Consider the following 25,663-nt stretch of genomic DNA (forward strand, 5'->3'; position numbering starts at 1 on the left):
CAAAACCACGGCCAGCTCCTGGGTAATACGCGAGCTAGGCGCGCACGAAGCCCGGAGCGACCTTGTGCGCCGCGACGTGGAGCGTGAGTACCTGCATGTCCATCTGCTGGCGATGCGATTGCCCTATGAGCGGCGGTGGACGTCGCAGTATCACTGCTCGCTCACGAGCTACGCCCGGCTGGAGCACGCGAGTGGGACCCCCGCCGAGTTTCTTCTGACCACCAGCCCGGCGTCGATGCGGGGTATAACCGGGGATAAACTCGCCAGAGTGCCGATCGGCCCGACCCGGCTCGCGGGTCCGGTCCCCAACCTTGGCGGCGCGCTCGAGCTTGAGGTCGGCTTGTTCGCAATCAAGGAGAAGGAGCTCGCCGAGCCCTACCTCGACCTTCTTCAGTCCGTCGGAGAGCTGGCGGGAATCTCGTTCGTCGCACCAGCGCTCAACCTTATCCGGCCGCTGAAAGACGGCTTGAACGCCTTGATCGGCACGAGCGATTCGATGCTCGAAGTCGGTGCAGTCCGGACCTTCACTCCCGTTCGCACCGGGGTCTTCGCCGTACTGGCGACCACTTCCACGACGCTCGCTCAAAAGCGTTGCTTGCTGACTGACGATGTTCTGTATTGGAGCGATGGCGCACCAGTAACGAACACTGCCTACGTCGTCCTTAGTATCGAGGCCAGCAGTGCACGCGCGGACTGGGCACGGCTGCCCGAGGTCGGAGCATTGTATACCGCCCTGATATCCGCGGCTCGTGAAGACCGGCTGCCAGCGGTGAAGAAGCTGCTCGCCCAATTCGAGCGAACTGTGCTGCTGAGCCCGGATTTGATCGACACCGATGCCGAGGCGATCGTCACCGAAGTCAACCGCAAGATCGCGCGAGCCATGCCCGCTGCCGGTCAGACTCTGTCGCATGCGCATCTGCCGGATTTCACGGACCTCGACCTCTTCCCCGATGCGCTATCCGAACCGGCGAACCGGGACCTCGTAGTACCACCAGAGTGACTCTCGCCGAAGGCACGCCTTCGGCGAGGGGCGGCAAATATGAAGACCCGCCAAACACTGGGCCGAACGGGCGACCGTGCTTCGGTGCAGGTCGCGTGTGTTCCGTCGTTCGACTCGGCCAGTACGGGGCCTGTCGGGATAGGAAGTGCCACGATCTCTGAGACTGATCATGGTGACATCGTTGTGAGACACGGCGAAGACCGCAGTTCATACGCGATCGACATGTCAGGAGTGGTGAGACCCTACAGCGGCTGTAGGGTCTCATTTCCGGTGGTTAGATCTCGTTGATCTTGGCCAATATTGGCAAATATGTCATTGGATTTAGATTGATCATCGCTGGGCCATCTGACTGGCCTTGGCGACTCGCCGATCGTCGTCGCGCCCTCACGTGGTGGCGTGGAGCACCAAGGTCGTGGAGCTCGTCGAGCGCTGCAGCCGCCACCGGTCGGAGGCGCGGCGGCACAAACGGACCAGCAGCGTCCGCTCATAGCCGATGAGTGGATGGTGGACGCCACCGTTCGTTTGGGGCGTAACGATCCACACGGTATCGGTGTCAGGTGGATTTCGCCCCGTCGAGGTTCGAGCGGATGGTCCTGGTTATGGGGTGGTCGGGGCCCAGATCACCCACCGACCGCTCGAGGAGCTGAGGTGTGGCTCGTCATGGATCTCACTGAGCCCCGTTGGGCAGCAGTGGCCCGAACTTGCAGCAGCAGCGCGAACGGATCACTCGCCGCAGACATCAGGCAGTACCGAAGCGGGCGTTAGCGCGGCGGCGTCAGGGCCGGTTCTGAGCGTCGCGGAGACGCTGGCGGACATCGGTGGCGTTGTGCGGGACTCCGTAGTCATCGTGGATGGTGGCGGATTCCTGCCAGAAGGCGATGGCCTCGCTTGTGTGCCCGAGATGGTGTAGGGATGCCGCGAGGACATCCAATGGCGCTGCGATGTTTTCGTCTTGGCTGATGCCTACACGGCGCCCGATGGAAATCGCCGCCCGGCACAAGGTGACGGCAGTCTCGTGGTTCCCCAGTCCTTGCTGCGCTCGAGCTATGTGCGTTATGGCGGCTGATTCACCGGCGCGGTCTCCCGCCTTCCGACGCAGATCTAGGCCGCGTTGCCCATGGTCGAGTGCTTGCCGGTAGTGGCCGAGGCCAGCGTACGCGGTGCTGAGATTGCCTTCCACCACGGCCTCCCAGCGTCCGGTGTCAATGCCGCGACTGAGCGGCAACGCTTTGTCGAGATACCGCAGTGCGTCCCTGAACCGCCCCTGTTTGAGAAGAAGCAGCCCTCGGTCATTGAGCACCTGGGTTATTAATTCTTCGTCGCCCAAGTCTCGCGCCATCGTTTCCACACGATCGAGGTCGGAGGCTGCTTGCTTCCACTGGCGCAGATACGTTGCCGCGCTCCCGCGATGTGCGAGTAGATGCACCTGCTGGGTTTGGTCGCCGACTCTGCACGCAGCCGTGAGCCCGACCGTCACAATCTCGATCCATGCTTGCCAACTGACCGTTGTCGCGGTGAAGGCGCATGCGATGGCTAGCGAAATGGTGTGGCGATCGAGTTTATGCTCGTCGGCATAGTGCAGTGCGGCAATCAGGTTGTTGCGCTCGGTGGTGAGCCAAGCCAACGCGTGGTCGAAGTCGCTGATCGGGTATGGGAGAGTCGGCTCGGCCACGACGTGCCAAGGCCACGTCTGTGCGGGGTAAAGCTTGCGGTCGGCTGCGTGGGCGGTGTGGATGTACCAGGTCAGCAAAGCCTCCAGTGCCTGGTCGCGGTCGTCGCCGGTGTCGTGGTGCAGGGCTTGGTCTGCGGCGTACGCGCGCAGCAGGTCGTGGAACCAGTACCGGCCACCAGCGGCGGGTTCGATCAGGTGCGCATCAGCCAGGGCGGCGAGTAGAGGGCGGGTGGCAGCGGGGGATAGGCCGGCGAGTGCGGCGGCGGCTGGGAGGGATAGGTCGGGACCGGGGTTCAGGCCGAGGCGGCGGAACAGCCGTGCCTGTATGACTGGGAGTCGCCGGTAGGACCAGTCGAAGACCACGCGGACGGCGGCGCGCTCATCGGCGAACTCGCTGAGCACGTCGAGCCGGGTGCGGTCGTCGGCCAACTCGGAGACGACCTCGGCGACCGAAAGATGGGCATTGATGGCGGCGCGGCTGGCCGCGATTCGCAGCGCTAGCGGCAATCGCGTGCACAACCGGACCAGTTCGTCGACTGCGCCCCGTTCTGCGGCGGCCCGTTCGGCGCCGAGGATGCCGGTGACCATGTCGAGTGCTTCAGGTGGGGTGAGCAGGTCGAGGGTGAGGCGGTGGGCGGCGTCTGTGACGACGAGGCCGGTGAGGCTGTCGCGGCTGGTGACCACCACCATGCAGCCCGGTGTGCCGGGCAGCAAGGGGCGGATCTGTTCGGCGCTGTGAGCGTTGTCCAGCACCATCAGCACCCGTTTGCCCGCCAGCATCGACCGCAGCAATCCTGACTGCATTTCGACGTCGGCGGGGATCGCGCGGGCTGCGACGCCCAATGCCCGCAGGAAACCGCCGAGTGCTTCGGCGGGGGTGGCGGGGTCGCCGGGGCCGTAGCCGCGCAGGTTGACGTGCAGGGTGCCGTCAGGGAATCGGTGTTGGATCCGGTGGGCCCAATGCAGCGCGAGGGTGGTCTTACCCATCCCGCCGGCGCCGTCGACAGCCGTGATTACCACTGACTGCGGTCGTTCGTCGTACGTGTCGGGGTCGGGTGGGAGCAGCGCGTCGAGGGCGGCCAGATGTTCGGCCCTGCCGGTGAAGTCCCGCACCGCCCCTGGAAGCTGCCGGGGCACAACGTTGGCCGCCCCCGCGCGCGAACGGCCTGCCGACGCTGTCCGGGTGTCCGACGTCCTCGGATCCGCGTCGGCTGGGTAGGGATGATCGGGCAGAGTGATCCATGCAGTCGTGGCGGCCTCTTTGACCTGGATCGGAACCGGTCGCCATGTTGCGGGGGCCGCGGCGGGCGTGTGGCGGACGACGTCGTCGAACAGCCAGTCCGACGCGATCACCACCAGTACTCCAGGCGAGGCGGCGAGCGCGGTCTTCAGCGGTGGCGCGTCGCACAGCCGGAACGCCAGCGTCAGCGAACTTGACGTGACACCGTGCTCGTCATAGCCGACCCCCCCGGCATGCAACGCGACCCGCAACCGGATCCGCTGCACCGCCGGATGGGTGTCGTTGTGCACCCGAAGGCGAGTCACCAGCATCGGCAATGCAGCCTCCAGGAACGCTCCTTTGTCCGTTTCTCCTGGCACGAGTGCGAACACCGAGTCCCCGCGGTCCTCCCGGTAGCACTCTTCCCAGGCCGTCCCGGCCAGGGTGAAGGCTGTCTCTATGACGTCGTAGAGCCCGTTGCGCACCGCCTGTTGGTGTAGCACCGTCCGGTGTCGATCCCCGAACTTCTCCACATCGGCCACCACGATCAAGTGGTGCCGTGAACCTCGCCTCGCCACCATCGCCGTTCCCTCCCTGGGCTGCCAGACAAGAGTCTCAAGAGAGCAGTGGCGTGATAAGGGAACCAAGGCCGCCATAGTCTGCGCGGGTGAAAGGTCAGCCGTCTGCGTCGCTGGCCGCGATGGCTCACTCGACGGGGCGGCAACTCGAGCGACCTGACATTCATGGGCGCCACCGCAAATCGGTGAGCCGCAACTCGGCCTCTCTTCGCGAATGGCGGCTGATATCGCTCGTGTCCGCCAGGCACGTCGACGCGGTGGATCATGAGACCGGAGTCTCGTCGAGGATCGTCTGCCGCGGCATCCTGGCCGCGTCGACCTGACATTTTTCCTATCCGGGGATATCGCTTGTCGCTAGCCTGGGCCCGGCGGGTCGGTGCCGATACGCCTGTACGGGGCAGTTGTGGTTGCGACGCTTGGGTTCTGGTGCGCGTAGTAGCTGTGAATGCACCCGGTTGGCCGCTGCGCAAGTGGTCTCTGGGTGGCGAAGCTCGTTCAGGTTTCACCAGTTGCCGGGGCAAGCAGTGATTGCTTGGGGGGAAGGCGTGATGAAGGTCTATCAGCGTGCGATGGCGGCTTTTCTCGCAGCCGTTGTCGGTGTATCGATCTGCCAAGGACCGGTGCGCAGCGCCGAGGCGGCAGAGCTCACGTCGGTGCCGGTGACGAGCTTGCCGCTGCTGCCCGGCGGTCAGGCCAAGGACGGCCTCGCTCCAGGCCGCACGGACGCGGACTTCCAGCCGGTGGCCGGCAATGACCGCAGCAGTTCCGGTTTTGACGTCTGGCGTTCCAGCGTGATCCGGCGAACGCAGTACACCCAGGAGTACCGCAACCCGGACGGAACCGTCACCGAGCGCAGGTCGGCCACACCGTTGAACATGCAGGACGCCACCGGCCAGTGGCAACCCATCGACACCAGCTGGCGGCCAAGGGCCGATGGCCGGCTGGGCACGGCCAGACATCCGCTGGATCCGACGTTCGCGGCCGACTCGGCGGACCCGACGCTGGTTCAGGCCGGTGTGGGCGCGGCCCGGGTCAGTTTCGCGCTCGAGGGCGTGGCCGCGAGCAAACGCACCACCGACGGCGAGACGGTCGGCTACGCGGGCGTTCGTCCTGGCGTCGACCTCCGCTACCACTTGGGGCGGGGGTCGGTGAAGGAGACGGTGGTACTGCACCAGCCAGGAGAATCGAACTGGCGATTCCGCGTGCGCACGGCCGGGCTCACCCCGGTCGTCACCAGGGATGGCGGGGGCGTGGAGTTCCGCGACGGGGCCGACAAGCCGGTCATGGTCATGCCGCCGGTGGAGGTGTGGGACTCGGCGGGCAACGGCGATTCGGCACCCGGCATGACCGGTGGCCGGTATGAACTGGCCAAGGACGACCAGAGCTGGTTGCTCACAGTAGAAGTGGATCAGCATTGGCTGAAGGCGGCCGAGCGCAAGTACCCCGTGTTCGTCGACCCCACCTTGTCCTATGTGGACCTTCACCAGGCTTCGTGGCGCACCGACGGGTACGACTGCGAGAATTGCGGCCTGCGCATCGGTAACAGCCAGGCCAAAGGAGACACCTACAACAGGTCGGCGTTCCGGCTGGACCTCGGCACGATGATGGGCCGCAACGTAGTCGGCGCCCGGGTGGACGTATGGCGCGAGCCGGGAGTGACCGGATCCACCAAGAGCTGGCCCGCCGACCTCTATCACACCGCAACCCTGGACTTCAACGGGCTGGGCGCCCATATGGCGAGCGCGGTGATCGGTGAGTCCGGCCAGTTCAGCGACCCGGAACTGACGCACTTCCTGCGCCATCTGGTGTCGGTCAACTCCAAGGACGTCTGGTTCACCCTTGTCGGCGCCGAAAAGCCAGGCACCTGGACCTACAAGCACCTCGACGTCCAGCTGCTGGTCGACTACGGCAGCGCCCCGCTCGCGGCGAACCTCGTCAGTCCCGCGGACCGGGCCGTGCTCACCGACACCAGACCGACGCTGCAGGTCACTCCGGTACCCGACAAGGACGGTGAGCAGGTTCGCTACTGCTTCAGGGTGGCCACCGGCGCCGATGGGAACTCGGGCATGGTGGTCGAGTCCGGGTGTATCGACAGTCCGACATGGACGGTGCCGGACCGGATACTCAGGGACGGGGTCGCCTACACCTGGCAGGCGTGGACGACATCCAACCTGACCACGGTCAGACCGCCGTGGGTCGGACACTTCCGGATCGACCAGCGGATCGGCGACGACGGGCCGGCACCCACCGACGAGCTCGGCGGCGCCGAGGTCAACTTGGCAAACGGCAACGTCGCGATCGCGGCGAAGTCGCCGTCGCTGCCGACCGTCGGCGGCGAGGCCGGGGTGACGTTCTCCTACAACTCCCAGCAGGTGACCCCACGGGGGCTGACCGCGGAGTACTTCAACGACATCAACCACAACCAGGCGATCGACGACGGTGTGCAGCCGTCGCTGGTGCGGCTGGAAGCAGCGGTCAACATCGACTACGGCACCGAGTCGCCGCAGGCGCCCGCGCTGCCCGCCGACTTCTGGATCGCCCGGTGGTCGGGATACTTCGCCGCACCTGAGAGCGGCACCTACCAGTTCGCGGGGGTGCACGACGATGCGTTCAACGTGTGGGTGAACGGGCAACAGCTCTACCGCGGTGGCGGAGTGTCGGCGGTGAACTGGGCACCCGAGCAGGCGATCGGCTCGGTGACCATGACCAAGGGGCAGCGCATACCGATCAAGATTGAACTGGCCGAGCAGCAGGGGTCCGCGATCGCGCGGTTGTTCGTGCGCACCACGGACGGCGTCACGGTTCCGCCGCAGCCGGCGAACCCCAGTTGGTTGTTCACCGACGACCTTCCACCGCTGTCGGAGGGGTGGACCCTGTCCGCGGATCTGGACGGGGGAGGCGAGGGCTACGTCTCAGCGCAGCAACTCGACCAGACCATCGTGTTGACCGACGCCACCGGCGCCAAGCACAGCTGGACCAAGAAGTCCACCGGCGGCTACACCCCGCCTGAGGGAGAGGACGGCATCCTCGCCCTCAACACGGACGGAAAGATCACTCTGCACGACGGCGACATCACCGTGTTCGGCACGGACGGCAGAGTGGAGTCGCAGACCGCGGCAGTCGACGACCGCAAACCCGCGGCGCTGCAGTACGTCAACGACGGGGCGCCGCGACGTCTCAGAGAGATCCGCGACCCGGTCTCCGGGCGGGCGATCCGGCTGCACTACAACAGGCCCGGCGACAGCTGCTACACCGGTCTCACCCCACCTCCCGGTGCCGACAGCGCCCCTCCCGCGCAGGCGCTTTGCCGGCTCGCCTACTGGGACGGTCGGCAGACCGTCCTGTGGTACGCCAACGGAAACCTCGCCCGGATCGAGGATCCGGGCGGCGAGGTCACCGACTTCGGATACACCGCGGACGGTGCGCTTCAGCGAATCCGTGAGCCGCTGCTCAACGACTGGGTCGCCGCGGACTTCCCGAACCGCGGCTCGCTCCCCGGCATCGCGACCGAGATCGCCTACATCGAACACGATGGCAAGAACAAGGTCTCCTCGGTGACCGAGACGCCACCGGCACCAGGGCAGCCCCGGCCGGCACACAGCTACCGTTATGTCTCGGCGAACGAAACCCAGGTCGACGCCGCAGGCACGGCGCCGCCCAGCGGGTTTGACCGCAAGGTCACCTACGACCAGGCCTACCGAACCCTGTCCGATGTGGACGCTACAGGGCGGGCCGTACGCCATGAATGGAACGCCAGGGACCTGCCGACGGCCACGATCGACTCGGCCGGACGCAAGTCCACCACGGTCTACGACCACGTGGACCGGGTCACCGACGAGTACGGCCCGGCCCCGGAGTCTTGCTTCGCGGGCCAGCTCCCCAAGCCGGAGTGCCAGGTCACCCGCGAACAGACCGAGTACGACAAGGGCGGCCTCGGCAGCTACGGCCTCGCCGCCGCGTACTGGAACAACAAAAGCCTGACTGGCGCGCCGAAGTTGCACGCGACCGGAGTGGGGGACCTCGCGGCCCGGCTGATGAAGAACTGGGCGGATGGTGCACCGGCGGCGGATATTCCAGCGGACTACTGGTCAGCGCGATTCACCGGCGAGGTCCTGTTCCCCGCAGCGGGAAGCTACAAGATCCGGGTGCTCGCCGACGACGGAATCAAGTTGTGGCTGGACGACCAGCTGCTGCTGGACGACTGGATCGTCACCCCCGAGAAGTGGCGCGAGACGACGGTGCAGATCCCTGGTGCGGGAACCGCCCAGCGCTTGCGGCTCGACTACTTCGACGAGGTATCGGCCGCCAAACTCGAACTGCACTGGACCAAGCCGGACGGAACCAGCGAGCCGATACCGGGACAGCAGCTGTGGCCACGGTACGGGCTGACCACCAAGGTGACCGAGCACGACGACGGCGGGGCGGCACCGACTGTCACCACGGGGACCGCGTACGCCGCGCCGCACCTCGGACTGGCGACCGCGCGCACGGTCGACCCCGGACGCGGAACGGGGATGAACCTGCAAACCCGCACCGAGTTCGAGACCAACGGCTACCAACGGCGCGTCTCCAGCAAGCTGCCAGCGGGCAACGAGTGGAAGTACACCAGCTACGGAGACACCGAGACCCGAGACAACCCGTGCACACCCGAATCCGACCCCGCACCGCAGAACGGTCTGGCCAAACTCACCGTGGCACCGGCACCCGCGACCGGCGCCGGCCTGACCTCCGAGGCCGTCTACGACGGCAGTGGCAAGGTCGTCGCGACCCGGGTGAACGACCAGGCCTGGACCTGTCTGTTCCACGACGCACGTGACCGGCTGGTCAAACAGGTGACACCCGCTCACGGTGATCAGCCAGAACGAGCGGTGACCACCGTGTACGCGGTCGGCGCCGACCCGCTCGTCACGTCGGTCTCGGATCCGACCGGCACCATCACCACCACCGTCGACCTGCTCGGACGAGTGGTGTCCTACGTCGACAAACACGGTGCAACGACCACCACGGCCTACGACCAGGGCGGCCGACCGGTCAGCGTCCTGACCAGCGTCAACGGGGTCACCAGCCAGGTGGTCTCCAGCTACGACGACGCGGACCGGGTGACCTCGATCCGTCTCGACGGTCAGGTGGTCGCCACGCCCACCTACGATGCGGCGGGCGAACTGGCCACCGTCGGGTACGGCAACGGCACCGCTCTATCCACCATCACCCGGCACGGCTCGGGGGAATTGCTCTCGCTGACCTGGGGGCTCGCCGCCGACCGCAAGGTGACCGACACGGTGACGAGGTCGCGCGGCGGCACCGTGCTGACCAACACTGTCGCCGAGAACGGCACGACGGCCGCGTCCTACAGCTACGGCTACGACGCGGCTGGGCGCCTGGTCACCGCGAGCGTGCCGCACCACGAGCTCACCTACCGTTTCGACAGCACCGGCGGATGCGGTCCGAACACCGCGGCAGGCAGCAACTTCAACCGGACCGCGTTGCTCGACAGCAAGAACGGTGCGGCGCCGGTCACCACCAGCTACTGCTACGACAACGCCGACCGGCTGCTCTCTGCCTCCGGCGGCACCCAGTTGCAGGTCGGCTACGACAGCCGCGGCAATGCCACCACCGTCAGTGGAGACACCCTGACCTACGACGGCGCCGACCGGCACGTGCGTACCACCACGGCCGCCGGGACCACGATCAGCTACACCCGTGATGCCACGGACCGCCTGGTCACCCGCACCGTCAGCACACCCGGTCAGCACAGTGTCCACAACCTCGGCTACACCGGCGGCGGGGACACCGCGGACCTCGTGCTGGCCACCGGGGGAGAACTGGCGGAGCGGATCCTGTCCCTGCCCGGCGGAGTACTGCTGGCCAAGTCCTACGCCGACACCAGCAGCCGCTGGGCCTACCCGAACATCCACGGCGACGTGATCGTCACCGCAGACCAGGCCGGCGCCAAGACTGGTGGGATATTCAGCTACGACCCCTACGGCCAGCAGATCGCCCCAGGAACGGGCGAGTTCACCACTATTCCCGTCCAGCCCACCGGGGGCTTCGACAACGGCTGGCTTGGGCAACACCAGCGCCCCGTCGAGAACCTGTCGGGAATGCAGGCGATCGAGATGGGCGCCAGAACCTATCTGCCGGCGCTTGGACGTTTCCTGCAGGTCGACCCGGTACCGGGCGGGTCGGCGAACGACTACGACTACACCAACGCCGACCCCGTCAACACCTTCGACCTCGACGGGGAATGCGCCAAGAAGAAGCGCAACAAGAAGAAGTCCAGATGCAAGGACCACCCCAAAGGCGAGGCTGAACACGAGAAGAACAAGCGGCCGAGCACAGGGGACAAACACCAGGCTGGAAAAAAAGCTAAGAAGTTGGCCAAGGGCGGCGAAAAGGGCGACAAGCGCCGCCCCTACGTCAAGTCCGGCAGGGGTGGCGGGAAGACACAGGCCAAGAAAGGCGGCGGACGTGCCAACCCGTCCGCGTCCGCCGAGTCCATCCGGAAGTCACTCAACAGCATCCTGAACTCGCTGCGGAGGCTGCTCAATGCGCTCAACGGACTGGCCGCGTTCTTCCGGGTACCCATGGCAGGCAGGGTCGGTGGCGCCCGGTCCAGCGGAGGTGGAATGGGAGTCGATGGCAGCCGGGGCGGCGGCAACGGCCGTGGCGTTTACGGCAGACCTGGCCGCAGCGGCGGTGGTGGTGGCAGGATGCTGATCTACTGAGACAAACCAGACTGTCGCTGTAGGGTGTCGGCGCGTTCCCTGCAGCGACAGACAGGACGGGGCCGTCGTGAGCGCCGAGGAACAACTCGATCCGGAAGAATGGCTTGAGCTGGGAGACCGGTTGGCCAACGACGATCCGCAACGGTCGCTTCTGGCCTATCAGCAGGCGGCTGAACAGGGCGGCTATTGGCTGACGTACGGAAATGCGCTGAGCAACAGCGGCAAGATCGCCGAGGCTGTCCAGGCATACACGCTCGCGCTGGCGGACGACCCTGCGATCGCGCACCGCAACCTCGGAATCGTTTATCACGACGACCTCGAGGACATGGCGTTGGCGGAGCAGCATTTTCGTCAGGCGGTCGAAGCGGGTGATGAGGTCTCCAGCCGGTTGTTGGGCGAGGTGCTGGTGGATCAGGACCGTCCGCAGGAAGCGATCGAGTTGCTGGAGTCCGCGCGGGCGGGTGGCGACCCTCGAGCGCTGGTGTCACTGGGCTGGGCGTACAAGATGACCGGTCACCTCCCCGAAGCCGAGGCGGCGTTTCGCGCCGCACACGACATGGACCTCGACGAGGAGACCGTCCTGTACCTCGGGAACCTGCTACAGGAACTCGGCCGGCTGGACGAGGCCGCGGCCCTATACGAGCAGGCACTGCGCGCCGGCAACGACGCCGTGCTGGTCAACCTGGGCAACGTCCGCTCCGAGCAGGGCAGGCCGCACGAGGCGATCGCCTTCTACCGGGAGGCGATCGCCTCCGGAGATAACGACGGCTGGAACAACCTCGGCCACACGCTCCAGCACCTCGGCCACCTCGAAGAAGCACGCGAGGCTTACACCACCGGAGCCGAACTCGGCGATACCCTCGCCGCCGCCAATCTGCGCGCCCTCAACGAACCCGGCCACCGCTAGCACCGCCCAACTCCTGTGCTGCGGTCGCTGCGACCATCCGCCTACGCACAGGCGAATACGACAGCCTCCGAACGCCCTGGTTCTGCATGAACGCGCGCTCGGCCCGGAGCCGATTCTGGCCATCTGGGGCGGCGAAGCCGTCTACCGGCGGCAACGTCGGACCGGAACCGACGCGGAAAGCGAAGCTGCGATCTCCCGGCGTTCCCCCCTCCCTGTCATTTCCGCAGAACTCGATCTCAGCACGTCAGCGATACCAACGTGCCCCGGTCTTGCTCACTCATTCGTCGCCGCGGCCCTTGGCTCAGTCGCTTTCGATGTGGCCTTGGGCCAGACTGGCCAGTGCGTGTGCGAGTTTCCCGTGCGCTCGCGTTACCAACGGCCCGTACTGGGAAAGCTTCGACGTGATCCCGAGGTCCACGCGCGTCCCGGCCCCCTCCGCGTGGATGACAGCCGGGTAGAAGAAGCCCATGTGAAGACCGCCGGTTGGGACGACAGGATCACTATGCTGCTGGCGGCATCGTGCTCCTCCATCGAGTAGCCGGCCGGGCAGTGCTGGGTGAACCAGGTACAGACCATGGCCGGTGGTGCCGCCGTGTGCAGCTTGATTCGCCGAGCGGTCATCGCGATGGTGGCCACCGAGCCTTTCCTGGTGAACGCCACCAGCAGCATCACGACGAGAAGGACGACCACGGCCACGACCGGGAAGAGTACGAAGAGGTTTCGATTCGTTGGCAGCCGGGACATCACGCCACGACCGCACTTCCTGAGATGCTGTCCGTGCTGCGGATGCCGCTCATGGCATCGCCAAGACCAAAGGGGCAGCAGTGGGAGAGGCTTTGTCGTCCGACGACGGGTTTTGGACGTCCCGATGGCCGGATCGCCGACTGGCGCGATGGGTGGCCTTCTATCTGGCTTTCCAGCGCAACGCACCGGTGCCGGAGACACGTACTGTGGGCGCGCTGAACTCGGTCGTGGTGGTCATCGATCTGGACACGCCCGTTCGGCATCAGGTGGCCGGCTCACCGCTCGCGGCGGAGTCCCCGGTCGTCGGGCTGTCGACCACGCCGCTGACCTACACGCGGGTGGGTCGGGAGCGCGGGATCATCCTCGAGCTGACCCCGCTGGGCGCGAGAGCGCTGTTCGGCCTGCCACTGCGGGAGATCAGCAATGCCACTGTGGGAATCGAGGATCTCCTGGGCACACGCGCCAGGCTTCTGCGGGAAGAGCTGCAGGAGGCGCGGGATTCGCACCAACGGTTCAGGATCCTCGATCGGTGGTTGGCGAGCGTGCTCCTGGATGGGCCGGAACTGCCCGAGCCGGTCGACCGCAGCTGGCGCAGCCTGACCATATCGGGCGGTGCGGTCAAGGTCGACGATCTCGCAAGGCGGGCCGGTCTGAGTAGGCAACATCTGTCCACCCGTTTCCACCGGGAAGTCGGGTTACCGCCGAAAGCCGTCGGGCGGATTGCCCGATGTCACCACGCGATCCGACTCTTGACGGGCACTAATCCGCCACCCCTGCCGCGGCTCGCCGCGTCCTGCGGATACACCGACCAGGCGCACCTCAACCGTGACTTTCGCCTGCTGATCGGTCGCACCCCGACAGCGCTACTGCGGCCGGGGAGCGTGACGGACCTCCATCTCGGCAGCCTCTTCGGCCTGCGCCCCACGCCACTGACCGGCACAAACCTGGAAGCGGGCCGCCCGCTTCTCTAACGGCGACGACGTCGAGGCGTTCAGCGGCTCGCCCCACCGAGTGCCCCCACCGAGCCCGAGATCTCGATGCTGCCGCTGGCGCACGTGCGGAATTACGCTCTGGTCAGTGGTTGTCCGCCGGATCCAACCAGCTGCCCGCGTCCAGCAGGGCCAGTAAGTCCTTGGCCATCTTCCTGGCGGGGCTGCCGTCTGACCAGTCGTCGGCGACGGTACGCAACACGTCCGCCGCGTCGCGGATCTGGCGCTCGACCACCTCTGTCACCTCTACAGGCCGCCCATCGTCGTCCTGGAGGGTGTACCCGGGCTCCGGCGCGAAGCAGCCCCACCAGTCCAACAACACCCCCAACGCTTCAATGCGTGGTTTGCCTGGCAGATCCCGGATAACCTCGAGCAGCACACTCACTGCCGGGACGGCGGCCGGGTACAGCGTCCCGGCATGGTCGTTGCCGACGGCGTCGACCAACCGGCCAACCGCCAAGGCGGCGCCGTCAGCCGATACCGCCGCCGCCAGATCCTGGACAGCGCCAGCGGCCGCCTCCGGCCGGTACCAGGCCGGCCCAGGCATTGCGGACCAATCCACCGTCGTCGACCCGTCCATCGCACCAGCGTACGCACGACCTCGCGACTGGCACTCATGAATTCTGATCCCGGCACGTGCGTCCCGGGTGGGGTGAACGGTGGCCGGAGCAAAGCCGGCGAAGTCGGTGACCGAGATACGCATTCGTCGCGCGCTGGTGCGCCAGATTCCGCGTTTCCCCACGGTCCTGATCCTCCGCTCTGCAGGCCAGGTAAGGGACAGGCCCAATCCTTTTCGGGCCAATGGGCGGGCCAGTAGTCACGTGGTGGCGGTGGTCTCGGTCCAATACGCCGGATCGCGGCCGTAGTTCGGCGTGGTGAACGCGCGGTCCCAGGCCGCGTCGGGCGCGAGGAGTTCCCTCCAGGGGGCAACCTCGGTATAGAGGACGCGCAGGGAGTTGAGCGCGCCCTCGTGCAAGGCGGGGCCGTCGGTTGATACCGCGTCACTGGGGACGGCGACCTCAAAGTTGCGGGCCAGCGCGGCACGGGCGGTGGCTTCGACGCATACGTTCGTCTGCAAGCCGGCCACGATGAGTCGCTGGACGCCGAGGTTGTGAAGCAACGGATCGAGTTCGGTGTAGTCGAAGAAGCTGGCCCGGGTCTTGTCCAGTACGACGTCCCCCTGCTCGGGCGCGACCGCGTCCATGATCTGCCGGTTCCACTCGTGCTCGGCCGCTCCCACCTCGGGGATGAGGTGAGAGCGGTGAGCCAGCAACCGAGCCATGCGGGGACTTTGTCCGAGGGGCCCAGCAGTACCGGCGGTCGATCGGGAGTAGATGACCTGCATCCCTTGGGCCCGGGCAGCGGCCAGCAGATCCGTGCAGGCGGTGATCGTCTCCTGCAACCGCCAGATCGGCGGCCAGCCCAGCGCATCCCGGACGCCATCGTTCGCGACGTACGAGTTCTGCATGTCAATCATCAGCAGAGCAGTAGATCCCATCGCTCAACGCTCCTCAGAGTGAACAGGCCAACCATTGATCGTCCCTCCGGTTCGGCTCGGCAGCAGGAACATCGACCTGGACCGCACCGGCGCAGTCCTGCTCGACCTAGATCTCGACCACTGCCATCTGCGCTCCGGCCGATTCATCGGCGCTACAATTGCACGAAACACGCTTGTTCGGCACGCAAGATTCGATGGAAATGCCGACTTTGGTCGGGTGAAATTCTCCGGAGCCGCCCAGTTTGAGTCAACGCATTTCACTGGGCACGTCTGGTTCACTGCAGCCAGCTTTGCCCAAGAAGCTGACTTCAGCGATGTCGAGTTCAACATGGTCGCGTGGTTCAGGAGTGCAATATTCGCAGGTGGGACACTCTTCAGGAGGTCCAAGTTCGCTGGGAACACTTCGTTCGAAAACGTTGCCTTCGAAGGAGAAACCTCATTCGAAGCTACCAACTTCACGCAGCCTCCCCAGCTTGAAGGTGCGGATTTCCACAACGGGCTTCCTCGAGAACTGCCTCACCGCTGAGGCGATTGGCCGGGCAGGCAGGTGCTTCTGCCTGCAATTTCGCCGAAGGCCGGCAGTCCGAGGGTGACCGTGGTGGCTCGCTTGGCACGTTCGTCGAGCCCGGCGAGCTTGTCTCGGGTGGCGGCGAGGCTGACGCGTAGCCCTCGGCCTCCCCGCGCCATCCCTCGCGCTCGGCTTCGGCGATCCGGACGGCGAGGTTGTTCCGGATCTCCTCCAAGCGGTGCCGCTGGCTCGGATCGACCCGGAGGACCGGACATCGAACGCAGCTGTGCTCGTGCTGGCACCCCGTCCCATACGCCCGTCCGCAATCACCCAGCGCGACCTTCCGCCGCTCGAAGTGCCCCAGGAACTCGGTCCACTCCTCCTCGGTCGGTGTCCGGTACTCCTCGCTGGGACGCAGCGCGCGCCGGCGGGCGATGAACACCCGGTGGCCGTTGATGACCTCCTCGGGGTAGACGGCCTCTGGCGACGTCAGATATCGCAACTGTCTGAATGCCCCTTTGAGGTCGGGCGTTTTGTGATAGGGCAAGGGTTAGAGCCATCCGGGTTGTCCGGTGGCGATGAACCTCATGGTGGCTTGGCGGAGCTGGTCAAGGAAGTCGGTCAGGTCCGTGGCGAGGGGGTCGAAGTCGACGTCGCTGGATGCGACTTGGGACCGGTAGATCGTGCCATCGTGGCGGATCGCGTAGAGGATCCCTCCACCATCGCTGCCGAAGACCACTCCTTGGGTGGATTCAGGAAGACTGACCGGGCCTTGCTCTGTGAGCTCGTTCAGTACGTGGTCGAGTGGGTGGACGAAGTATCCATTGCCGATGTCGGGCAACAAGACCTCATGAATCGTTCGGTAGAACACGGTGAGGGTGACAGGCATGTCAGGGAGAGTGGACTCTCTGGCTGGTGGGCGGTCTCCAGCGGGAGCGACCCGGTTCTCTCCTGGCGGGTAGCCGTAGGTGTTCTCGAATGTCGCGAGGAGTGGCGTCAGGGCACGGTTGATGTCGTCGCGCCAGGACGTCAGCCAGGCTTGGTCCAGGGTAAGTGCGTTCATTTGGTTGATCTCCTACGTCTTTTCCGGTTCGCCAGCAGGTTTCAGAGCGGGCGAGCGGCAGGACGCGGAGGCCGGTCGGAGGTGCAGCGCTCGGGCGCGGTGGTCGCCGGTGAGGTGCCGGTGGCTGGGGTAGCGCGCGGCTTGATCGTGCGCCCAGGCCGGGGACGCCCACTTGGCGTGGATCAGCCCGAGCAGCGCGTAGTACGGCGGTGCGGGCTGTACGAGGTCAGCGACACGTTGTCCGAACGCTCCGCCGACTTCGGCCCACCATCGTGCCGGGACCTGTCCGGAGGGGCGGATGGGGCGGACCTCCCGTACGGCGGTGGCGATCTGCTCGACCACCGACGCCGTCCCGGCGAATGTTCGCTCGCACCACGCGGTGAGCGGGCTTCGGGGGCTGGCGAGTTCACTGGTCAGGGACACGATGTGACCACCGCACGTCGGGTCGCAGGGCACGGCACGGACACGACGGCCACGGCACGCAGCGCGCCGAGGCCGTTCCGCTCGCTGCGGAGGTCACAACGGCCCTCTGCGTGTGCCATGCCCAGAGCAACGTTCATGCCCACCGTCTATCACGCCGGTCCGACATTCGGGGAACGACGAAACATCTCGGTGTTCCTGTTCGATGGTGTGAGCCGGGCGGCGGACGCCTCCGGTGGGCAAATTATGTGTCGCTCTGGTGACAGTCAGATCGTGGACGACCGGGCTCTGCGCTGGTCGATGAGTTCGCCCCGCACTGCCGCTGAGCGATGCTGTTTCCGCCGAGTCGGCGGAGGACGGCGCCGTGCTGCCGGCGTCGTTCCCCGGCATCGAGATTGGCGTTGTCGGCCGCGACTCGGGAGTGCCAAGCTTTGACTCGCCCGGGCCCGTACACGCGACTCGGCATGAACGTCCGGGGCCGGTCATGAGGGTGCGGTACGGTCGGGAAGGCTGCCGCACGTCGCTGCCGGCTTCCGAGATGTCCCCTTCCCACGCAAGGGCGCGGACGTCGACGAGGACAAGGGTCGATACCCGCTCAGGGGCGAGGTTGGGGACTCACGTGCAGTTCGGCATCCTTCGGACAGCGGTCGATCGTTCCGGTCGGATGGCGTGGGCTCCGGCCGTGGAGAGGCGATCATGACCAAGAACGCCGGCAGCAAGCGCCGCGATCGCGTGAAGGCCCGTGGCGGTGACGATTCCTACAGTCACGTCCGCAATCAGCGCGGCGGCCCGTGGCGCGAGAACGATGCGGACAGCGCAGGGCACGTCGGCGGGTTCCGGCCGGGTCTGTCGCGGGAAGAGCTCGAGCGTGGCCTGGGCATGGCTGAGAAGGACTTCCGCTCGACCGACCCTTGCCGCCGGGCCGAGGCCTACGCCCTCGCCTCCCGGTTGTATGACGAGCTGGCCAGGCATACCGACGATCCGACCTGGAAGCATGCCGCGCGCATGGCCGGGCAGCGCCACGCGATCGAAGCCGCCCGTATCCGCTGGCAGCACCGCATCCCCACTATCACCCCCAGAACACAGGCTGCGCTGCTCGGATTGGGCCTGTGCCACTCGTGTGGGCGCCCCTGGCAGGCCGGGCTGGAAGGCGCCTGCCCGGTCTGCCCGCGAGTGCGGCACGGCGCGACACCGGTGTCGGTCGAGGAGGCCGAGCGGTTCGGGCCGGGCACCGACGTCGACCTTGTGCCGCTCCTCGCCGCGCGGCTGCACCGCAGCGAGGATGACTGACCGGGCCTCGTCTTCCGGCTGGGGTCTTCCGCTCGGCGATGCGCGAGTCGGAGCCGCCGCGGGCATGGTGGTGTGACGAGCAGATGACGGGGGAGGGGGGATGCCAACGTGGAAAATCCGGGCGGATTGGGCACGAGGTCGTCTGACTTGGTCTGGTATGCCAGCTATGGCTCGAACATGAACGCCGCCCGGTTCGGCTGCTATCTCGCCGGCGGAGTTCCGGACGGCGGCACCCGGCTCTATCCGGGGTGCCGCGATCCGCGGCCGCCGGTGGACTCACGCGGCTGTGAACTGCCCGGCGGGATCTATTTCGCGACCATGTCGCCAGTGTGGGGTGGTGGCCGCGCGTTCTACGATCCAGGGCTGCCCGGGGCGGCGTTCGCACGCGCCTACCTGATCACCTCGGGGCAGTTCGCCGACGTCGTGGCTCAGGAGATGTACCGGGAGCCCGGTGACGACCTCGATCTCGCGTCGGTCCTGGCGAACGGTGTGGCGGCCCTCGGCCCCGGCCGCTACGAGACCCTGCTGCGCGTCGGCAGTCTCGACGGGTATCCCGTGCTGACCTTCACCGCCCCGTGGGCCGCCGACGAGGTCGCCCCTGTCGCGCCGTCCGCGGCATACCTGCGGATGCTCGCCACCGGACTGTGCGACGCCCACGGCTGGACCGTGGCCCGAGCAGTCGAATACTTCACCGAGCTCTCCGGCGCGCACGGTACCTGGACCCCGCAGGCCCTTCTCACTGCGCTCGGCCAGCACGACACCCCGGCGGCTACGCCGACCACCCTGCCGGGCTGAGCGCCGGGCGCGCCGGTAGCTCCGTCACGGACCTTGCGCAGAGAACGACCACACGTGATGCATCGCCAATCGGTCTCGGCGGCCGGCACGGGCGCTGCGCCCACGTGGACGGGTGCGTGCGAAACCAGGCGAGACCTGGCCAGTGCCTCATTCGATGGCTGTGGGAGCGGAGCGCTCACGGAGGGCTCTGCGGAGACACGGTCCCGGGGGGATGAAGAACTCAAGCGGCGTTGGGCGAAGGCGAGGCGGTGAACCCGCCGAGATGGCGCTCGGAGTACTGCTGATAGGGCTTGCTGGCGGCTGCCCCATTGTCCGATCGACACGCTGAAGTGCTATGGACTGTATGAAGAGACGGCATCAGCACCCTGATCACCGCCATCTCATCCGCCACCGCCGACCGGAACATTGATCCTGAAGCGTCCTCCCTCAACGACTTCTGCGTCATCCGTCTGGCCTGAGCCCGGAATGGTGATCGACCTGACGGCAGTTGAGCGGTGACGGGGCTGATGGCGACTGTCAGTTTGCCCATCCGGGGAGCCAGCGGTCGCCGCGCGCCGTTGGCGCGTGTGAGCTCTGGAGAAAAGTTAGGAGGCTGGGCAACGTGGTGTGTGGTTTGTCAGCTCGCCAGATGATCGAGACAGGATAGAGGGGGGTCGGGTCGACGATAGGTATCTGACAGAGGCCTAAGCGTTGAGGCCGCAGGCACCGCGAGCCTTCGAGGACGAACGTAGCCAGTTCAGTGGAGTCCGCGAGTTCGGAGAGAAGCGCCGACAAGGGGTAGCTGGGCTCGATCGTGTCGATGGTCAGGTCGAAGGCTGCCGCCAGGTCAGCGTAGTAACCCTCCTGCTCTGGGTCTGCTGGGCAGTGCACCCAGATGGGGTAGCTACCGAGCTCCGTCGGCTGTATGACTTTGGCTTTGGCCAGTGGGTGCTGTGGGCCGACCAGCAACTGGAGGCGGTCGTTGATGGCACGCCTCACGCGTAAGCCATGCGGAACAGAGCCAGCTGAGTTGCGCAGTGTTCTGAACGTGGCATCCAGCGAGCCGCTACGCACCGCTGCCAGGGCCGCATCGGGGTGGCTTGTGGTCAAGGTGACGACGTCGAGCTCAATATGGGGGTGCTTCTGTTGGAAGGCGTCGAGGAGGTGGGACGGAGCCGTTCTGCGGCTGGCAACATCGATGCGCAGGGCGGTGCGGTCTGACGCCACTGCCGCTACAGCTCGCTGAGCTGCGCGGACGAACTCTCGGGCGTGAGGCAGCAGGACGAGGCCGTCGACAGACAGGCGGGCGCCTCGGGAGCTCCGCAAGAACAGTTGAACGCCAAGTTGGCGTTCGAGGCTCGCGACCCGCTTCGAGGCGGCCTGTTGCGTGATACCTAGGTCGTCCGCGGCAACTTGGAACTGGCCGGCCTCGGCGACCGCAATGAACGTTATGGCTGCATCAAGGTCCACTCAGTGCACGATATCCACAACCATGGGTTGTTCTGCAGGTGGGCGAGCGGGCTTCAGCTAGCGATCGTTGAGGCATGACGTCGATGCGCCACGTCAGGACGTTGTGTGGCGGCCACGGCTCGGCGCCTGGCCTGGCTGGGAGGGGGCGGCCTCGGCGGGTGGCGTCGTCCTACAGCACCTGGCTGTTGAGAGGCGCCACCACTTGCGAGTGAAACGCTCGTGATGAACCAGCGCCTCTAGCGTCGCTCGCTGCGGCGAAGGATCGATTCAGCGTCGTCGATGCAGCGTTCGGGGCCCCGATGTGACGAGTGATACAGAGCAGAACCGATTGGTGATGACGCGTCGAGAGGTGCGGTCCGAAGGCCCGCCCTCTGATGGTTTCGATGCAGGTAGGAGCGTCGCCACGCGCTCGCGGGATGCCACATGGATCAAGGTGCCGCGTGGTGCCGTCGGATCGGCGAGGAGCTTGGCTAGTGTAGGAGCCCAGCCGGTCGGAGCTACAACCACGGGAGCAGCAAGTCGTGTCAGACTCATTCGTCCACCTGCATGTGCACACTGAGTACTCGATGCTGGACGGCGCTGCCAAGGTGAAGCCCTTGTTCGCGGAGGCTGAGCGCCTTGAGATGCCCGCGATCGCCATGTCCGACCATGGCACGATGTCCGCGGCGGCGGAGTTCTACCGGGTAGCGCAGAAGAGCCCGGTGAAACCCATCATCGGCATTGAGGCCTACCTTGCTCCTGAGAGCAGGTTCCATAAGAAGCCGGTGTTCTGGGGGCAGCAGGGGCAGCGCGGCTCGGATGAGTTCGGTGAGGGTGGCGACGTCTCCGGCGCCGGGTCGTACACGCACATGACCATGTGGGCGCAGAATTCCGAGGGCCTCCGAAACCTTCAGAAGATGTCCTCGCTGGCGTCGTTCGAAGGCTACTACCGGAAGCCGCGGATGGACCGTGACCTGCTGGCCGAGAACCACCACGGCATCATCGCCACCACGGGCTGCCCGTCAGGAGAGGTGCAGACCCGCCTGCGCCTCGGCCAGCGTGAGGCGGCGATCCAAGCCGCCTCCGACTACAAGGACATCTTCGGCGCCGACCACTTCTTCCTGGAACTGATGGACCATGGTCTTCCTATCGAGCGCTCGGTCCGTGAGGGGCTGCTCGAGATCGGCCGTCTTCTCGATCTTAAGCCAGTTGCGACCAACGACTCCCACTATGTGACCCAGGACCAGGCCGAAGCGCATTCCGCATTGCTGTGTGTCCAGGCGGGAAAGACCCTCAGCGACCCGACTCGCTTCAAGTTCGATGGCGACGGGTATTACCTGAAGTCCGCGGCGGAGATGCGTGAATACTGGGATCAAGAAGTTCCCGGAGCGGCAGATAACACCCTGCTGATCGCATCAATGGTCGAATCCTATGAAGACGTATTCAACTTCAAGGATCGAATGCCGAGGTTTCCGGTACCTGAAGGTAAGACCGAAGCGGACCTCCTGCGCGACGAGGTTGAAAAGTTTCTTCCAACCCGGTTCGAGACAGTAACGCAAGAATATCGCGACCGAATCGATCGCGAACTCGGCATCATGGAGAAAATGGGGTTCTCCGCCTACTTCCTCGTCGTAGGCGACCTTGTTCGCTGGGCTAAGAACCAGAAGATCCGCGTTGGGCCTGGCCGTGGTTCGGCAACAGGATCGCTTGTCGCCTACATCTTGCATATTACTGATCTTGACCCGATCGAGCACAGTCTCCTGTTCGAGCGGTTCCTGAACCCTGAACGCGTCAGCCCTCCCGATATCGACCTCGACTTCGATGACCGTCGGCGGGGAGAAGTTCTCCAGTATACGATTGATAAGTGGGGCGCGGAAAACGTCGCGCAGGTCATCACGTTCGGTACCATCAAGACCAAGGCTGCTATCAAGGACTCTGCACGCGTTCACTTTGGTCAACCCGGCTTCTCCATCGCCGACAAGATCGCCAAGGCCCTGCCGCCGCCCATCGCGGCGCAAGATATTCCGCTGTCGGGAATTTTTGATTCGAAACATGAGCGGTACGGTGAAGCGTCCGAGGTCAGGACCCTGACGGAGACTGACCCTGAAGTCAAGAAAATCATGGACACCGCGCGTGGACTGGAAGGCTTGATCCGAAACGCCGGCGTCCATGCGTGTGCCGTCATCTTGTCATCAGAACCGCTCCTCGACGTTATCCCGCTATGGCGTAGGGACGATGGTTCGACCATCACCGGGTTCGACTACCCCTCATGTGAAGACATGGGGCTCCTCAAGATGGACTTCCTGGGGCTGTCGACCCTGACCATCATCGAGGACACCGTTCGCGCGGTGAAGGAAAACTACGGCGTCGACATTGACCTCGCCACCCTCGGCTTGGACGACAAGAAGACCTACGATCTCTTGTCGCGTGGCGACACGCTCGGCGTGTTCCAGCTGGATGGCACGGCGATGCGCAATCTGCTGCGGGCCATGGCGCCCACGCACTTCGGTGACATCGCGGCGGTCCTGGCGCTGTACAGGCCGGGTCCCATGGCTGCGAACGCGCACATCGACTACGCCGAACGCTCAAATGGCCGTCAGAAGATCAAACCCATCCACCCCGAGCTGAAGGACGCACTCGAGCCCATCCTCGGGGAGACCTACCACCTGCTGGTGTACCAAGAGCAGGTCATGGCGATCGCGCAGCAGCTCGCCGGCTACAGCCTTGGCGGCGCAGACTTGCTGCGTCGAGCAATGGGTAAAAAGAAGAAGGAGATCATTGAGAAGGAGTTCGAGCAATTCCAAGCTGGGATGCTCGGCAAAGGCTTCTCCGCGGAGGCGTGCCAGACCCTCTGGGACGTCATGTTGCCGTTCGCCGGCTACGCGTTCAACAAGTCGCACACTGCTGGGTATGGGCTTGTGTCCTACTGGACCGCTTACCTGAAGGCGAACTACCCGGCCGAGTTCATGGCCGCTCAGCTCACCTCGAACGCCACGAACAAGGACAAGTCGGCGATCTACCTTGCCGAATGTCGCCGCATGGGTATCAAGGTGCTTCCCCCGTCGGTCAACGAGTCCAATCTTCGCTTCCGGGCGGTCGGCACAGACATCCGGTTCGGACTTGGTGCGGTCCGTAACGTCGGCGCGAACGTCGTCGATTCGGTCGTCAAGACTCGGCAAAGTAAGGGCCTGTACACTTCGTTCACTGATTTCCTCGATAAATCAGAACTCGTAGCGTGCAATAAACGCGTACTGGAGTCCTTGATCAAAGCAGGTGGCTTTGACGGGCTGGGCGCCACCCGTCTGTCGATGTTCAGGGTGCACGAAGAGGCCGTCGAAGCAGTTGTGCCGTTGAAGCGGCAAGAAGCAATGGGACAGTTCGATCTGTTCGGCTCGGGCGGGGCGGACGATACGGAATCCGCGGTGTCTTCGTCTCCTCTCGCTCATCTGAAATTCGACGACGAAGAGTATCCGCGCAAGCAGCTTCTCGGGTTTGAACGCGAAATGCTCGGTTTGTACGTTTCTGCGCATCCCTTGGATGGTGCCGAGCGGCTGCTGCGGAAGCAGGCTCCGAAACCGATTGCTGCGCTGCTCGACGACCCGCCGAAGGAGGGTGAGGTCGTCGTCGCGGGCATGATTTCATCGGTGGACCGCCGCGTGAACAAAAAAGGTGACCCATGGGCCATCGTTGTGGTCGAGGACCTGGATGCCTCTGTCGAGGTCCTGTTCTTCCCCAAGTCGTATTCCGTTTTCTACGAGGAACTGATTCCTGACACGGCGGTAGCGATCAAGGGTCGGGTCAACTTCCGTGAAGACAAGATGTCCATCTTCGGCGGCGGCTTGCTCGTGCTCGATATTAGTGATGCCGAGCACAACCCTGGAGTAGGGGAGGAGCCGTTTGTTATCCGCATCGATGCGCCTAAAATTGATCGCGACGTGGTCGCCGAATTGCGCGGAACGCTCCTAGCCCACAAGGGTGAGACCCCTGTTCGACTGGTTTTGTGCAGCGACCGTGGGACCGAGACCACGTTTGCTCTGGACGATTTTCCGGTTAAGACGGGTGCTGGTCTCGCGGGTGAGTTGAAGGGCATCCGGGGAATCTCGGTTGCAGTTTAGATCGTGTGATGGACATCGAAATAGTTCTCGACGATGCGGATTCGCTGATCTGTCATCGTTGCGGCCGAGCGGCGCTCCTGGTTGTTCGAGTCCCGACTGTCATGAGGATGGGATCAGGTCAGGTCAGTGGTCGGCGAACGGTGGAGCTCTGTTCTCACTGCGATCGGAACGAAGTGTCAGCGCAAGGCGTGTTGGCATACTTCTCCGTCTATGAACGGATCGATCGAGAGGCCGTGGACGCTGCGGGCCCAGTGTTAAGGGAATGGCTGGACTACCTTGTGGCAAATCCGCCCCGATACACGGACTCCGACATGGACCAGGAGATTCGAGACTGGGAGTCGGGCGAGATGTGAAGTGCCGTCATCGAGAGGTAATGTCGCTTTCCTAAAATTCGTCGACTGGTCGGAGTCTGGATGAGTGGCGCGGCTGTGTCTTCGGCGATTGCGCGGTGCTGGAACTATGCCTTATCGGTAGTCGCAGCGATCGAGGACGTGCAGGCTTGACGATCTCCATTGGTGAAGAACTTCACCAATGGAGCATGGGCGCGCTGACTGCAGCGATGGCACCCGCCGTGGGTCGACGTGTACGCCTGACTTCTCCGGCCGGATTCTGAGCCCCTAGGGTGACATCCCTCAGTGGCGAGCCGTCGAGCGCGGTAGGCCGTGGCTGTAGAAACCTTGTGTCGCGACGCTACATTCATGGCCTGCAACGT

Annotated in this window: 17 protein-coding genes; 10 read left to right on the forward strand and 7 right to left on the reverse strand. The window is 65.2% G+C overall.

The window, feature by feature from the left end; genetic code table 11:
- Positions 1-64: 64 nt before the first annotated feature.
- On the forward strand, positions 65-1,000 hold the full coding sequence (locus tag ACIBTM_RS35330; protein WP_395881484.1) for a hypothetical protein: 936 nt from the start codon (positions 65-67) through the stop codon (positions 998-1,000).
- Between the two features lie 775 nt (positions 1,001-1,775).
- Here the strand turns inward: ACIBTM_RS35330 and ACIBTM_RS35335 are convergent.
- Positions 1,776-4,436, reverse strand: coding sequence for an ATP-binding protein (locus ACIBTM_RS35335; protein WP_395881607.1), 2,661 nt, complete (start codon positions 4,434-4,436; stop codon positions 1,776-1,778).
- Between the two features lie 218 nt (positions 4,437-4,654).
- Between ACIBTM_RS35335 and ACIBTM_RS35340 the strand changes: the two genes are divergently transcribed.
- The 3 genes from ACIBTM_RS35340 (at position 4,655) to ACIBTM_RS35350 (ending at position 12,101) form a co-directional block, all read left to right on the forward strand.
- A complete protein-coding gene (locus ACIBTM_RS35340) occupies positions 4,655-4,792 on the forward strand; it encodes a hypothetical protein (RefSeq protein WP_395881485.1) in 138 nt (45 codons plus the stop codon).
- A 297-nt stretch (positions 4,793-5,089) separates the two neighbouring features.
- Positions 5,090-11,194 (forward strand): PA14 domain-containing protein, encoded by a 6,105-nt coding sequence (locus ACIBTM_RS35345; RefSeq protein WP_395881486.1) that lies wholly within the window; start codon positions 5,090-5,092, stop codon positions 11,192-11,194.
- A 67-nt stretch (positions 11,195-11,261) separates the two neighbouring features.
- Complete coding sequence (locus ACIBTM_RS35350) at positions 11,262-12,101, forward strand: tetratricopeptide repeat protein (protein ID WP_395881487.1); 840 nt, start codon at positions 11,262-11,264, stop codon at positions 12,099-12,101.
- Between the two features lie 369 nt (positions 12,102-12,470).
- Here the strand turns inward: ACIBTM_RS35350 and ACIBTM_RS35355 are convergent, their stop codons facing one another.
- Positions 12,471-12,797 carry a hypothetical protein gene (locus tag ACIBTM_RS35355; protein WP_395881488.1) on the reverse strand — a complete coding sequence of 109 codons (327 nt, stop codon included), beginning with the start codon at positions 12,795-12,797 and terminating at the stop codon, positions 12,471-12,473.
- 128 nt (positions 12,798-12,925) lie between these two features.
- Between ACIBTM_RS35355 and ACIBTM_RS35360 the strand changes: the two genes are divergently transcribed.
- Entirely contained in the window at positions 12,926-13,816 is an 891-nt protein-coding gene (locus ACIBTM_RS35360) for a helix-turn-helix domain-containing protein (protein WP_395881489.1), read from the forward strand.
- A gap of 103 nt (positions 13,817-13,919) precedes the next feature.
- On the opposite strand, the gene ACIBTM_RS35365 is transcribed toward ACIBTM_RS35360, so the two are convergent.
- Positions 13,920-14,414, reverse strand: coding sequence for a hypothetical protein (locus ACIBTM_RS35365; RefSeq protein ID WP_395881490.1), 495 nt, complete (start codon positions 14,412-14,414; stop codon positions 13,920-13,922).
- A gap of 237 nt (positions 14,415-14,651) precedes the next feature.
- Positions 14,652-15,332: a cysteine hydrolase family protein gene (locus ACIBTM_RS35370; RefSeq protein ID WP_395881491.1), complete on the reverse strand. Its 681-nt coding sequence runs from the start codon at positions 15,330-15,332 to the stop codon at positions 14,652-14,654.
- A gap of 34 nt (positions 15,333-15,366) precedes the next feature.
- Between ACIBTM_RS35370 and ACIBTM_RS35375 the strand changes: the two genes are divergently transcribed.
- Entirely contained in the window at positions 15,367-15,858 is a 492-nt protein-coding gene (locus ACIBTM_RS35375; RefSeq protein WP_395881492.1) for a pentapeptide repeat-containing protein, read from the forward strand.
- 532 nt (positions 15,859-16,390) lie between these two features.
- On the opposite strand, the gene ACIBTM_RS35380 is transcribed toward ACIBTM_RS35375, so the two are convergent.
- Positions 16,391-16,903 carry a hypothetical protein gene (locus ACIBTM_RS35380; RefSeq protein WP_395881493.1) on the reverse strand — a complete coding sequence of 171 codons (513 nt, stop codon included), beginning with the start codon at positions 16,901-16,903 and terminating at the stop codon, positions 16,391-16,393.
- Between the two features lie 12 nt (positions 16,904-16,915).
- Complete coding sequence (locus ACIBTM_RS35385; RefSeq protein ID WP_395881494.1) at positions 16,916-17,326, reverse strand: hypothetical protein; 411 nt, start codon at positions 17,324-17,326, stop codon at positions 16,916-16,918.
- 693 nt (positions 17,327-18,019) lie between these two features.
- Between ACIBTM_RS35385 and ACIBTM_RS35390 the strand changes: the two genes are divergently transcribed.
- Both ACIBTM_RS35390 and ACIBTM_RS35395 read left to right on the forward strand, forming a co-directional pair.
- Positions 18,020-18,613, forward strand: coding sequence for a hypothetical protein (locus ACIBTM_RS35390; protein ID WP_395881495.1), 594 nt, complete (start codon positions 18,020-18,022; stop codon positions 18,611-18,613).
- Between the two features lie 177 nt (positions 18,614-18,790).
- A complete protein-coding gene (locus ACIBTM_RS35395) occupies positions 18,791-19,408 on the forward strand; it encodes a histone deacetylase (protein ID WP_395881496.1) in 618 nt (205 codons plus the stop codon).
- A 516-nt stretch (positions 19,409-19,924) separates the two neighbouring features.
- On the opposite strand, the gene ACIBTM_RS35400 is transcribed toward ACIBTM_RS35395, so the two are convergent.
- Positions 19,925-20,857 (reverse strand): LysR family transcriptional regulator, encoded by a 933-nt coding sequence (locus tag ACIBTM_RS35400; RefSeq protein WP_395881497.1) that lies wholly within the window; start codon positions 20,855-20,857, stop codon positions 19,925-19,927.
- Positions 20,858-21,423: 566 nt separating this feature from the next.
- On the opposite strand from ACIBTM_RS35400, the gene dnaE reads away from it, so the two are divergent.
- A complete protein-coding gene (dnaE, locus tag ACIBTM_RS35405) occupies positions 21,424-24,951 on the forward strand; it encodes a DNA polymerase III subunit alpha (RefSeq protein ID WP_395881608.1) in 3,528 nt (1,175 codons plus the stop codon).
- 8 nt (positions 24,952-24,959) lie between these two features.
- On the forward strand, positions 24,960-25,304 hold the full coding sequence (locus ACIBTM_RS35410; protein WP_395881609.1) for a DUF6300 family protein: 345 nt from the start codon (positions 24,960-24,962) through the stop codon (positions 25,302-25,304).
- Positions 25,305-25,663 lie beyond the last annotated feature (359 nt).

It is taken from the genome of Amycolatopsis sp. NPDC049868, from assembly GCF_044461365.1.
Taxonomy (GTDB): Bacteria; Actinomycetota; Actinomycetes; order Mycobacteriales; family Pseudonocardiaceae; genus Amycolatopsis.